9 protein-coding genes are annotated in these 12,616 nt (G+C 46.8%); 3 read left to right on the top strand and 6 right to left on the bottom strand.

The window, feature by feature from the left end:
* Window positions 1-78: 78 nt before the first annotated feature.
* From QGP82_RS06225 to QGP82_RS06215, 3 genes are all read right to left on the bottom strand, one after another.
* Window positions 79-1,905 carry a fatty acyl-AMP ligase gene (locus tag QGP82_RS06225; RefSeq protein ID WP_499057774.1) on the bottom strand — a complete coding sequence of 609 codons (1,827 nt, stop codon included), beginning with the start codon at window positions 1,903-1,905 and terminating at the stop codon, window positions 79-81.
* A 486-nt stretch (window positions 1,906-2,391) separates the two neighbouring features.
* Window positions 2,392-4,026, bottom strand: coding sequence for an LA_3751/LA_3752 family putative glycosyltransferase (locus tag QGP82_RS06220; protein ID WP_499057772.1), 1,635 nt, complete (start codon window positions 4,024-4,026; stop codon window positions 2,392-2,394).
* 391 nt (window positions 4,027-4,417) lie between these two features.
* The gene (locus QGP82_RS06215; protein ID WP_499057770.1) at window positions 4,418-4,624 is read right to left on the bottom strand and encodes a hypothetical protein; all 207 of its coding nucleotides are present in this window, start codon (window positions 4,622-4,624) and stop codon (window positions 4,418-4,420) included.
* 82 nt (window positions 4,625-4,706) lie between these two features.
* On the opposite strand from QGP82_RS06215, the gene QGP82_RS06210 reads away from it, so the two are divergent.
* Window positions 4,707-5,510, top strand: a complete 804-nt coding sequence (locus tag QGP82_RS06210) for a RecB family exonuclease (protein ID WP_250566039.1) — start codon at window positions 4,707-4,709, stop codon at window positions 5,508-5,510.
* An 80-nt stretch (window positions 5,511-5,590) separates the two neighbouring features.
* Here QGP82_RS06210 and QGP82_RS06205 read toward each other — a convergent pair whose 3' ends face one another.
* Entirely contained in the window at window positions 5,591-6,184 is a 594-nt protein-coding gene (locus QGP82_RS06205; RefSeq protein ID WP_163703186.1) for a Uma2 family endonuclease, read from the bottom strand.
* Between the two features lie 791 nt (window positions 6,185-6,975).
* On the opposite strand from QGP82_RS06205, the gene QGP82_RS06200 reads away from it, so the two are divergent.
* Window positions 6,976-8,574 carry a hypothetical protein gene (locus QGP82_RS06200; protein WP_499057766.1) on the top strand — a complete coding sequence of 533 codons (1,599 nt, stop codon included), beginning with the start codon at window positions 6,976-6,978 and terminating at the stop codon, window positions 8,572-8,574.
* A 76-nt stretch (window positions 8,575-8,650) separates the two neighbouring features.
* On the opposite strand, the gene QGP82_RS06195 is transcribed toward QGP82_RS06200, so the two are convergent.
* Window positions 8,651-10,081, bottom strand: a complete 1,431-nt coding sequence (locus QGP82_RS06195) for a lipase family protein (protein WP_163666385.1) — start codon at window positions 10,079-10,081, stop codon at window positions 8,651-8,653.
* A gap of 59 nt (window positions 10,082-10,140) precedes the next feature.
* Here QGP82_RS06195 and QGP82_RS06190 point away from each other — a divergent pair, with 59 nt between their 5' ends.
* Window positions 10,141-11,025: an alpha/beta fold hydrolase gene (locus QGP82_RS06190; protein WP_163666387.1), complete on the top strand. Its 885-nt coding sequence runs from the start codon at window positions 10,141-10,143 to the stop codon at window positions 11,023-11,025.
* A 53-nt stretch (window positions 11,026-11,078) separates the two neighbouring features.
* Here the strand turns inward: QGP82_RS06190 and QGP82_RS06185 are convergent, their stop codons facing one another.
* Complete coding sequence (locus QGP82_RS06185) at window positions 11,079-12,608, bottom strand: lipase family protein (RefSeq protein WP_499057764.1); 1,530 nt, start codon at window positions 12,606-12,608, stop codon at window positions 11,079-11,081.
* Window positions 12,609-12,616 lie beyond the last annotated feature (8 nt).

Raw genomic sequence — 12,616 nt, 5'->3', positions numbered from 1 at the left:
GGATTGAGAACTTAATCTAGGCAATAAGGCCTGATCGTCATAAAATAGAACAACTTGATTCTGTAGCACCCACAACCATCAAGAAGATGCCATCTGTACCTGGTTTTCCAGGGCGTCAGCATCATTTTTAAAGCTCCTCATCCTGGCCGTCAGCTGAGGATGCTCACTCCAGTCGGCAATGACCTCTAGGGTACCGACTAAAAAGTGATCGCGGCAGGCCCGCCGTTGGATTTTGCCACTGGACGTCTTCAGAACATTGCCGGATTTGACGAGTGCGATCGCACTCACCTGTAATTCATGGGCTTCGGCAATAGCCTGCCGAATATCTGTCAAAATGTCGTCCGCTGTCATGGTTAACTGATGCTGGCGCTCCACTTCTTGCACCACTACCAGCTTTTCTTCTCCTTCATCAATGATGGAAAAGGCTGCGCCATAGTTCGGACGAAGAGCCGGATGTAGCTGCTGCACCGTCCACTCAATATCTTGAGGATAATGGTTGGCACCGCGAATAATAATCAGATCCTTAATACGTCCGGTGATATAAAGCTCCCCGGCCCGCATAAAGCCTAAATCTCCTGTGCGCAGGTAGGGGCCAACCTGAGGTGTATCCTTGAGTCTTGCTCCAAATGTTTCTGCGGTGGCATCAACCCGTTGCCAATATCCACCAGCAACACCCGAATCAGCCACCCAGATCTCTCCCACCTCGTCATGAGCACATCGAGTTAACGTATCTGGGTTAGCAATGACAACCTCAGTCTCGCAGACTAATTGACCGCAACTCACAATATCTCTCAGTAGAGCATCGTCCTGGACAGGAGCGACAACCCCCTGCTCCAAAGCAGTGGCATTCAGCGACAAAATCACCGGCTCTGTCCCCACCCGTTTACTAGAGACCAGGAGAGTAGCCTCTGCTAAACCGTAGGCTGGGGCAAATGTTGTCCATCGAAAACCATGGGGGGCATAGGCATCCAAAAACTCACCCATGACGCGAGGGTTAATGGGTTCTGCCGCATTACCTGCTGCTTTCCAACAGCTCAGATCTAACCCCTCTCGCTTGGCGGGCTTCACCCGACGGACACACTGGTCATAGGCAAAGTTAGGGGCCTGGCTGTGGGTAGCCCGATATTTAGAAATGGCTTCCAGCCAACGCTGAGGTCGCTTTATAAATGCCAGGGGTGACATCACATAGCAAGGCACCCCAGTATACAGGGGTTGGATTAATCCTTCCACCAGGCCATAGTCATGGAAATAGGGCATCCAGGTAACTGTTGCCCCCTCGGGCGTATACCCACAGGCCCGTTGCAAATAGGCAGAATGGTGCATTAAGTTTTTGTGGCTCAGCATGACCCCTTTAGGCACCGATGTTGAACCTGAGGTGTATTGCAGGTAAGCCAACGCCTGCTGATCTACCTGGGGGTCTTGCCATTGCTCCGCCAACTGTAAATCTACCTGCTCGGTGTTGAACCAGGTCATCTGTGCAAACTGAGGAGATACTACATCCTGATTATTCTTCAGAAGATCGATGATGCGTTGGTTGCTCAAAACTAAACTAGCATCAGCATCCTTCACAATCTCCAGTAGACGAGGCAGGGCCCGCTTCATACGCCCAGCATCTGGAGGAGGAACGGGAATAGCGATCACCCCAGCGTATAGACAGCCACAAAAAGCGGCCATAACCTCAACCCCCTGGGGATAGAGTAACAATGCTCGCTCTCCTTTAGCCTGGTGGAGACGGGCGGCAATTGCCCGAGCCTGTTGATCAAGTTGTTGATAGGTGTAGCAAGCGGTTTCGGTCTTACCATCTTCAAGAAACTGATAGGCCAGCTGATCAGGTTGCCTATCAGCTCGATAGCGTAACAGATCAATTAGGGTCGTGAGCTTTGGGGATACAGAGAGCTGAAACATGGCAATGTAGCAGAGCTCCAAATAAGAATTTGATCACAAATGATACTTAGGGAGATCGCACTTAAAAAGCTGGAAAAGCTATCAATAAAAAGATAGCGGTGCGAAGTTTAGAATCGACTATGCAGATTAGGGGCAACCAGAATGTTCTGCACCTAGAGCCTGAGTGACTGAAGGCAAGAATGTAAGACCTTATACCGTTGGTTGCTGCGAGAAAATACTGGTGTCATAATCGCACGAACCTTAGGGAAAGAGACCAGAGGCCTGAAAGCTCTTCACAGAAAAAACATACAGTTTTTTCTAATATAAAGTTCTTTATTGTCTAAGTGTATCCACTGAAGTAAACCATTGTAGTGAGTGAGTAGTACGCTACAAAAAGAGCATAACTCTAAAATATTTAGGAGCTTAAATTCAATGAGGACATAGCTTTCAGCATTTATCCAGCAACCTCAAAAAGATGGGAAACCCCCATAAAGCCTGGTGGCTTTCTCAAAGTTTTGAGATCATGACATCGTACACAGGGTACTTTCCAAATGTCCCTAACGAAGAGAATTTAAGCTGTAACGACATTTTCTTTGAGAAAATTACTAAATTTTCAGCAGGTTCTTCAGGGGTAGGACAAGGGCGATGGGGGTAGCAGATATATAAAAATTGGCTATATCCCTGTTCATACAGACCATCTGCCAACTGTCGAACATCGGACGTTGATTCAGTCAGAAAAAAAGTTTTTTCAGGGGTTGCCACCCAAAGTTGCTGAGCGACAAACTGATGGGACATGGCAATGTAAGGGCTGGAATGCTCAGTAATAGCAGTAATCGCCGGTGCGATCGGCCCATAGTTGCGACTGAGAGAAACAGAGGCCGTGGCGCGGTCGCCATAATTGGCGACGGTACCGTTGTAAACGTTGAGATAAGCACCTGCTAAAAATACGATAGTTAGGCTACTAATTGTTAAATAATATCGCCAGCCCCTCAAGCAAGTGAGCACTTGATTGAGATAGGTGCCGCCAATCAGGGTAAGTAGTGGCACCAGGATTAGGTAGAAACGAGCGCCCCACTGTTTGCCACCAGCCCCAGGCGGAATAATCAGAGGAACAACCAGGGTAAACAGTAGAAGAATTAACCATATTGTGATGATCTGATAACGAAAGTATCGAGGCTTGCTAAATCTGGTTAAAACGGCAATCGTCAGTACCCATAGGGTAAATGGGAAGTATTTGATTAACGCATTGAGCAACTGTTGATAATTAGCCATGGCTTGGGACAGTTGCTGACGAATGGAAGATTCTTCGACCACCTGAAGGGCATGAATACCTAGAAAATGGCCATAAATCATTTGATTAAGCCCAAAAAAGACCAAAATACTCAACAAAAGGCCACTTATAAACAAGCGGCCTTTACCCTGGAGTATTGGTAGCCAAGACAACATTTTTGGACTCACCCATTGCCAAAGTGTAAGTCCCACTACAATTGCGGCCAAACATATAAATTCAGAGCGAAACCAAACGGCAAGGCCGATCAGGCTACCGGATAAAAATACCTGAATATTGGAGGTTGTAGCACCCTTTGGCCCTAGCAGTATAGTGATTCCCCAAAAGGCTAAACTTACGGCTAGGGTATGCTCCCAGTACATGGCTCCATACAAGGTTAAGGGAGAGGCAAAAATGAGGATACTGAGTGCGATCGCAACCACATCTGCTCTCCACTTTAGTTGTTGTCCAATCTGAAAGAACCTTAGCCAGATTAGCCATAGGGCTAGTAAAGGAACAACATACAGCCCCCAGTAGCCTAGAACACTGTAAAAAATAGATGTCAGTGCTGGAAAGGGAAAAGGAAAGGTAATGAAATAATTATCAAATCGTTCATAGACATAGGGAGGCGTGAAGGGATACAGCCCTTGTTTCCATAATTCAACAACCCAGCCTGGGGCCGATAAGCGTAAATCAAAATGCCAATTTCCTGCAGCCAGTTGTTGAGACAGCAAGGCTTTAAGGCCACCATCACCACTAAAAAATACACCCCCTTGGGTATATTTTTGCAGACTGAGGGTAAATAGAATGCCGACCAAGATAATAAGCCATGGGAACTTAACATCCAGGGATATCTTCGATCTAGAGGGATACATAACGGCAGTTCCTCGATGACTGTCGTGATTTAGGGTATTAATTCTTATTTACGAATATCTGGCCATGGGAAACCTGTTCAGGTTTGAGCTGAAATCTGAGACTGCTCCTATAGCTAACGCTACGAAACCTTGATGCAACGGCCATGTAGTATACAAGGCAAAGCTACAAAAATGCTGCAATCAAAAAGTCCCAAAGACCGAGATATTCTAGTTGAAAGCCAATGATTTTTTAACATTACCACTGATTTCAAGATCTGGTGCGATCTCATCGATTAAAAATATGCCTGCTTTGTCGGTGCTTGTCGTTTTTCGAGACACTCATCCTGTTGCCACTTAAAACACGTAATTAAGTGTTTGAGATTCCACCATTTCTGACTGGGAAATTCATAGGTTAAGGTTTATTAACCTGTAGTCTGGCCGCTTCAGAGATGGCCAGACTACTGATAGTGTCATAGTTGAGGACGCGAACTCCACCAGAAGCAATTGTCCCCATGGCCAGTGCCTTATACAGAGACGCTATCAACTCTACAGAAAGACTTTGTAGATTGAAAAGTTCAACAGTCTTGTTGTTATGGTAGTGATGATCGGTATGACCCATGGGCAGGAGTCTCTAGAAACCTTTCCATTCCCTGATGACAACTTGATAAAGCCCTGTGCTGTAGCTGCCTGTCAGTAGTAAAATGCTGGCTATGGCATATCTTCTCTCGGCAACCAAACTCAAGTCCTATGCCCAGTGTCCCAGGGCCTATTATTTTCGCTATGAGTACGGTTTGAAACAGCCGTCGATGTTTGGCGCGGCGGTTTTGGGTAAGGCCTTGCATGGTGCCCTGGCGCAGCTATACCAGGATTGGCATTATCAGGAGCCGTTACCGTCAGAGGGGTGGCTACGGTATTGCTGGGAGCATCAGATTAGTGCGTTGACGGCGGCCCAGGTGGAAGCGGGGTGGCAGATTCTGTGGCGGTATTTTGAGACTGAGATTGTGCCGTTGGGGGTGATGCAGCGTCCCTTGGCAACGGAGGGCAGAATTCAGGGGTTGACCCAAGTGAATGGTTTGGAGTTTAAGCTGACGGGGCGTTATGACCGATTGGATAGTTTAGACGATGGGTTGGAGCTGATTGATTATAAGTCGGCGAAGAACCCGAGGGTACCTGAGGCTGATACGGTGGATTTGCAGTTGGGTTTGTATAGTTTGGCGTTAGAGCAGCGTTATGGCAAGTTGTTGCGGCGGCTGAGTTTGTTGTTTTTGCGGACGGGGGAGCGAGTGACCTATGGGGTGACCGATGAGCATCGGCGTCAGGTGGAAGCGGTGATTGGTGATCTGGCGTTGCGGTTGTTGGATGAGGAAGATTGGCAGCCTAGATGTGGGGAGCAGTGTGGGCAGTGTGCCTATGCGAGGTATTGTTCGGCGGTGGAGGCTGAACCGGAACCGTTGCCGGAGGTGCGGCAGAAGATACGGCGGTTGCAGTTGTGTTTGGGTATTTGACTATTGTCTTGGTGGACTGCTTACGGGGGTAAGGATGTATTGCTGTGTTTCCTTTGCTAAAAAGATACCAATTTTCTCCCTTACCCCCTTTCTTCTTCCTCCCCTGCGTTAGTTTCCAAAATTACCTGCTCATACAGTAACTCAATTGGACACTCAAACCCAACACTCTCTAGGGTGATGATATCCTCAGCCTGGTATGTGGTATATAGCCATAGTCGCCCTTCTCCTCGCCGATAAATTTCCACCTCAATCTGGGTGGAGCTGATCAGGACATATTCTTCTAAACTGGGCAAACTGCGATATTCTCTGAACTTTTCGCTGCGATCTAAGGTTTCTGTGCCGGGCGACAGGACCTCGATAACAAGTTTTGGGTACCGCAGGGCATCCAATGCGGTTTTGTCGCGTTCGTCGCAGCTGATGGCTAAATCTGGATAGCGATAAATCTGTGGGGTGATGTTGACTTTTGCATCGGCCATGTTGATGCGGCAACCTTGTTCGCGAGTATAGGGTCGTAGTTTGGTAAGCAGGTTGATGGCGATGTCGTTGTGGGGTAAGGAGCCCCCGGCCATTGCATAGACGCTGCCGTTGACAAATTCGTAGCGCAGTTCCTGCTGGGGTTCCCAGTCCAGGTAGGCGGCGGTGGTCATTTTTTGGGGCGGGGGTACGGCAATCATAATTTTTGGGGTGGCTGGCTGATTATATTATGGCGTAGTTAGGGAGTGCGATCGCGACGTCTAAAATTATTACATCGGCATCTGAACGTTGGACATTAGCATAGTCGATTACAAAATATCACTTGACGAAAACCACGATTTTTAACTAAGAAAAATTCGCGAGGTTCCTGTGGAGTATCAGGTAGGTAATCGCCAATACGTAAAGCTCGTTTTTCCGATGAAAAATCCTGCACAGATTGAAGCACTGTCAAAGGAAATTTCATAAAGCGTGAGTTCACGATGGCTAGTGATAAAACTGTTGGATATTAGACTCTCTCCAGATGGGGGTTAAACAATAAATGCGTCGTCGTCAATTTCTCGTTTTTCAATGTCGTCTCTGTTCCCAGAGTCATTACTCACCTCCCGAGACTGACATTGCGATAGCGAATGGATCGTTCGGATGGCTTTCCAAAAACAACAAGGGGTTGTTTTATCTAAGAGTATGCCTGCTCTACTGTTGTCTAAATTATGGGCTGATAAAATAGGGCAGGGAAAAACTCTAAAATACCTTCATTGGTAGCTTAAAAAAACGACAAAAATGCAACATTAACTTTGCGCTCAGTAGTTAAGTAAGGTAAGCTTAAGTAGAGCAGATTTAAACTGTTTAACCACGTTTTCTCTTACTTATCTAAGCTAAAAAACTTTTTCCACATAGCAATCAATCGTATTGGTATAGCGAAACTTGGATTAACTGTTCTGCCCTATCCTATTCAATCTCATGCACTCATCAATTTCATAGGAAAAGTCCTATTATGAGTCTAAATAAGAAACGTCCGCACGAGGTAATCCCTGGTTACTTAGATTCGGTTAGTAACCAGGTCGCGACCATCACCAATCCGTGCACGGATATGCCGCTAAAGATTCCCCATTTTTCTGTCATGAGGCAGGCAGCAGAGAATCTTGATAAGACAAGTTATCCGGCAGATATCGCATCCGTCATTACGTCCTTCCTTCAGCGAGGGTCATGTTTCGACATGCAAGCTATTCCATCTGGTTACCAGATGGAATTTCCGGCAGATCATCATATTCACCCAGACATTGGAGGCATGGAGTTTTATATTTTAGCGGCCAATCTGGATACGACAGATCCCGACGGTCGCCCTCAAAAGATCGGCATAGCGATGTGGATGCAAAAGAATCGCATGGTCGGTCTGAGCGCACAAAAGAGTGCGGGTTGGTCTGATGGGGATACGTTGGTGGGGTCGGTGATGGCCACTGCAGTGTTAGCTCCGCCGAAAAAGAAAAAGAAAATGCCGTTTTTGGCAAGTACCTATGCGAAAAGTTCAGTAAAGGGTGGCCCAGAACAGAGTTCTAGAGCTGGGGAAGACCTGGTCTTCGAATGTGAGAAGAGTCTGGAGGGAAAAAAAGTCCGTCGTAGTCGTCTTTTAGAATGGCCGATTGTCGGTGGAAAACTGGAGTACAGCAAGACAGGTGAGCCATTTATTTTTTCTGTTGGCCCTGATTCTTTTAGTGGCACTGAGAATGTTCTACCTTTGCAGGCCCAGGTCAACGATGGAGAGAATTTAACGTTTGACCTCATGGTAGATTGTCTTGAAGAACTTCAACCGGAGACCGCATTTTTCTTGCAGGGACCCGCTGGCCCGACGGGCTTCCAGGTCAACTGGCCGCAATTGAAGATTTCGGGTTCGTTAATGGTGGAAGGCAAGCGCTATCAGATTACTGCTGGAACCGGAACCATAGTGCATCAAGCCATGCCAACTAGCCTTGAAAATGCGGACGGTGCCGTTAATCCTATCCCTTACCTTGAAGATCCGAGACCCTTTGTTGGCTGGGCCTGGCAGTGGTTTAATTTTGACAACAAAGATGCCGCCATCTTTGCGGGTGTGAATATCAACAATTTTTCTATCAACCTTGTTCCACCGTTTGGTGTCTATGCAACAATCGATGATGGAAAATGGAAGGTGACATCATTTCCCACAGCGAGTACACCCCAAGGGTCGTCCATCATGTTGGGGGATTTTCACGTCAATCCGACCGTGGCCAGTCAGCCTGGCCCGGATCGACCCAGTGCCATTATGCCCACAACTTGGAAGTACTTGATCCTGGGGGATAATTCGCAGCCGTTGCTGGATGGATTTGCGAGTGCCTGGGCGGGGGATGGTGCAATCAATATCAATGATTGGTCGATGTTTAGTGAGCTACCGGTCACGTATTATAGTTCTGATCCAAATTTGCCTGACGGTGTGGGCTATTGTGAATCTTTTGGTTTTGAAAGTACTATCCAATATACAGACCGTGGATTACAAATGCTTCGGACAGGACAGGTGCCAGAGCCATCGTCGGATTCGAAGTCCTTTTTAGAAAGGCTTCTGAGTATTTTCAGGTTTTGATGTTTCAACTAAAATCAACACAAAAGTAGGCATTATCTCCCCCGGCTCTGTCGGGGGTGGTGCAATATTTTGTGGACTACCATCCTTCTTCAATCAGGAAAATTAGGGGCTGAGAGTTCTCCATCGGTGTGCCATCGTTCCACTGACTAACTCTTTCTAGGATCTCGTCTAAAAGCGGACCTTCACCTTCCTTTAAATCGTCGATTTTGTCCTTAGACCGTTGACCAAGCTCCATCATCAGGATGGGGGTTGTGTTTAATGACGCGAGGACTGTTTGGATGCGAACACCCGCCTCTGTGGGTCTGGACATAACAGTCACAGTTCGCTGGGAGATTGCATCCATGCGTTGGGCAAAATCTCCGATATCAAAATATTCGATATAACCGATTGAGTGCTGTATTAAGGCTTCAGTGAGAAAATTAATGGTATTAGTATGATTTTTATTGGTCTCCGATAGGTCTAGATCCTTCTTTAGTTCATTGACGACTTGGTCAATTTCGTCAGAGGTGGCTGGGTACTGACTTCTCATATTATTAATATCATAATCGTAACAGGTTGATTCAAACCCTTTTGTGTTGGGAGCGACGTTTAGATAGTTATTCTTCCTTGTGGATTGTTTAAGTAAGAAAACGAGTAGATCTACAAGCGGAGTAGATTGCAAATCGCACTGTTTGTATAGTTTGGGAATTTTGTCGAGCATTTCGCTGTTGAAAGCATGGGGAACCATATCCATCGAGTTCCATTGTCTATTGGTTGTAGCCAACAGCTTGCTGTCATAATATTTGGAGAAGTTAGTGTCACCTTGAGTTTGGCCGGCTGTCGGTAAACAGCTAATCGATGTAGAGCCGTCTGTGTCCCATTCGGAGCGAGTATCCTCTAAATAGAGGGAGTAGCAGGGTGACAAGGCACCCCCTAAACTATGTCCGGTGACCATGATATTTTTGAATGGCCTGCTAGCTAGATATTGCTGGGCCGTGGTCCCATGATCTTGAGGACTTTTAATGGAGACCAGATTTTTTAACCCCAGGGAGATTCCTTTAGAAATGCGTGGTTCCCTCTGGGGCCCACACCAATGAGGACCAAGGTAACATGCAATAGACGCCACATTGGATTTTTTGCCATAGGGCCATGGTACGGTTTCTCTGACGTTAAAGTCTTGGAGAACCCAGTTCATTAAGGATTTACCATTGGTTCCTGCGATCGCAATAACTGCCTGGCTGGGATCTGTTTGTGGCACAATAATGAACATCGTATTGACCGCTCTGCCTGGCCCAGCCCACGAACCGACAGACACACCCGGTCCCCAGACCAAATGCCAAACCCCGATTAACGTTTGGATCTCTTCGTCCTGTAATACCTTGGTCAACATGGCTTTTGTTTGTTTAGCTATCGCAGCTGCCTCTCCTGTATAGTTGAAGCTAAGGATAGTTGACCACGAGATACAAAATATCTGCTGTTCGAAACTATAGGTTCCGTTGTTGTACCCTGAAGTATCGGTAGTTGTCATTTGTTTTTTCCCATATAGGCGGATTTGTCGCTGACCTCAAGCGTTATTTGGCAAGAGTAATGACCATGATTCCTCAACAACAATTTGAATCAGCAATCGGCACCATTGAATATTGTGACATTGGCACCGGCCCCCCGATCCTTTATTTCCACGGTACCGGATGTGGCAACGGTGTTGTGGCTCTATTTGAACAATCATTGCTGGATGCTGGCTATCGTTTAATTACTCCAAATCGACCGGGCTACTATGGGACAACATTGGGGCGTCGCGGTTCAGCTACTTTTTGCGCTGACTTAGCGGCCCATCTGTTGGATCATCTCAACGTCGATCGCGTCGCGGTTATCGGCACATCTGGTGGTGGTATGCCTGCGGCACAGTTCGCCTGTCGTTATCCAGACTACACTGCTGCCCTGGTTCTACAATGTGCCCAATCCCATCGATGGGACAACGGCATGTGGTTACCCAACGGCCTTGGTCAGTTGCTATGCCTGTTTCGACACAGCATCTTCGAACCACTGTTGAGCTGGCACAACAGACAATATTGGCAACACGTACAATTAAACCCAATGTCATGCATCGAAAGTTTAAGTGGAACCCGATTTTACGACATTCAGCAAGATCCTGATGTCCTAACAATTATAACGGCAATGTCAGCCATGGGAGTCGATTGTGCTGCCAAGCCAGCTGGTTATCTGAATGACTTAGCCATGATGGTTGGCGATGAGAGTGTTGCATTAGACACCATTGCTTGTCCCACCTTAATTTTGCACGATCGAGCAGATCCCATAGTTCCATTCGCCCATGCAGAATGGGCATACAGATGCATCTCTGAAGCTTACCTTCCGAATATTCGTTTAGGTGGGCATTTGATCTGGCACGGAGCCCATGCTTGGATCATGCGGGAGAAAAGAAACTCATTTCTCAAACTATCACTAGCCGTATAAAGGCAGGTATGGAAGGCTAACGCTTGCAGGTATCACCTCAGTTGGGCCACCGATTAACGCCCTGAGCTACCACCAGACCAACAATGATCACTAGAGGGGGGCTTCGTCTGATCTTCAACCAAAAAGATTACGGGCTGAGCGCCCTGGTTGGGCTTGTCTTGATTTATCTGGTCCACTTTTGTCAGGATCGCATCCCAAAGTGGACCTTCTCCTGCTTGCAATTCGTCAAGTTTCTGCCTGGTGGGCTGAACGAGATCGAGAAGAATTGGTCTTTTCGTTAACAACTCAAGCAACTTCCTCAAACGGCCACTTCCATCTTCAGGTTTAGATACAAGCACTGAGGATTGCTTGGATGCTGGCGTCAGTCGTTTGGAGAAATCGTCAATATTAAAATGGGCGATGTACCCGATCGTATGTTGGATTAAGGCCTGAATGAGAAATTTAAGGGTACTACCAATATCTAAAGTAGGAACCCCGTCTTGTTCTAGTGTCTTCTCAGATGCATTCAACATTTGGATGAACTCCCAAATGTCTTCAGCGACTTTGGATTTAGTATGCTTTATCAAGACATCCGGCTGATAATACTGGGATGGAAAGTCCTCTGCCTGGGGAGCGACATTGAGATAATTCAGGCTCTTGGTATCTCGTTGAATCTGGCGAACCAACAGCTTGATGTCCACACTGGCAGAGAGATCTGGTTCATACAGGTCGGGGACTTGGGCTAACAGCTCTGTATTGAAAGCATGGGGAACAATGTCCATCAGATTCCATTGCCGATGGGTCGTTTTCGATAGCTTACTATCGTAATATTTGGAGAAGTTACGATCACCAGGGGTGGGGCCAGCCGTGGGCAAACAGCTGATGATTGTAGATTCCGATAGATCCCATTGGGAACGGGTTTCATCTAAATAAAGAGAATAACAGGGTGACAAGGCTCCGCCAAGGCTATGTCCAGTCACCATAATATTTTTGAATGGTCTGGTAGATAAATATTGTTGGGCCGTGATTGAAGTGTTGCTTGTTGGGTCAACACTTTCAAGGTTAACTAGTTTGTCTAACCCAAAGTAGGTGCCTTTGGAAATTTGTGCCTCCGTCTGCGAAGGACCATAGGGCCATGGCACGGTTTCCTTGACGTTAAAGTCTTCAATGATCCAGTCCATCAAAGAACTGCCATTGGTGCCAGCGATCGCAACCACCGCCTGCTCAGGATCGCTTTCTGGAACAACAATAAACATAGAGTTGAGCGATTTGTCTGGCACAATAGCAGATAAAAGCGAACCAGCATACACCCCCGGTCCCCAGACCAAGTTCCAAATACCGATCAACTTTTGAATCTCTTTGTCCTCTAATACATTTACCAGCAACTCTTTTGTCTGGCTAGCAATTTCAGAGGCTTCACCTTTGAAGCCAAAGCTGAGAATAGTGGACCACGATAGAGAAAATATCTGTTGCTCGAAACTATAGGTTCCGTTGTTGTAAGCTGACGCATCTGTGGTTGCCATTGAGTTCTCCTTGCTATTTTTGGATGAGCTGCTGGCTAAATATTGCTGGGCCGTGATCCCATTATCTTGAGGACTTTTCATAGAAATCA

Origin of the sequence: Leptothoe sp. LEGE 181152 (assembly GCF_032906605.1) — a bacterium.
In the GTDB taxonomy this organism is placed as follows: domain Bacteria; phylum Cyanobacteriota; class Cyanobacteriia; order Phormidesmidales; family Phormidesmidaceae; genus Leptothoe; species Leptothoe turfae.
The sequence above is the reverse complement of the archived record's forward strand: the minus strand, read 5'-3'. Positions and strand labels throughout refer to the sequence as shown.

Excerpts from the sequence above, each read along its gene's own strand:
- QGP82_RS06225 (WP_499057774.1), bottom strand. The coding sequence starts at position 1,905 with ATGTTTCAGCTCTCTGTATCCCCAAAGCTCACGACCCTAATTGATCTG.
- QGP82_RS06220 (WP_499057772.1), bottom strand. The coding sequence starts at position 4,026 with ATGTATCCCTCTAGATCGAAGATATCCCTGGATGTTAAGTTCCCATGG.
- QGP82_RS06215 (WP_499057770.1), bottom strand. The coding sequence starts at position 4,624 with ATGGGTCATACCGATCATCACTACCATAACAACAAGACTGTTGAACTT.
- QGP82_RS06210 (WP_250566039.1), top strand. The coding sequence starts at position 4,707 with ATGCTGGCTATGGCATATCTTCTCTCGGCAACCAAACTCAAGTCCTAT.
- QGP82_RS06205 (WP_163703186.1), bottom strand. The coding sequence starts at position 6,184 with ATGATTGCCGTACCCCCGCCCCAAAAAATGACCACCGCCGCCTACCTG.
- QGP82_RS06200 (WP_499057766.1), top strand. The coding sequence starts at position 6,976 with ATGAGTCTAAATAAGAAACGTCCGCACGAGGTAATCCCTGGTTACTTA.
- QGP82_RS06195 (WP_163666385.1), bottom strand. The coding sequence starts at position 10,081 with ATGACAACTACCGATACTTCAGGGTACAACAACGGAACCTATAGTTTC.
- QGP82_RS06190 (WP_163666387.1), top strand. The coding sequence starts at position 10,141 with ATGACCATGATTCCTCAACAACAATTTGAATCAGCAATCGGCACCATT.
- QGP82_RS06185 (WP_499057764.1), bottom strand. The coding sequence starts at position 12,608 with ATGAAAAGTCCTCAAGATAATGGGATCACGGCCCAGCAATATTTAGCC.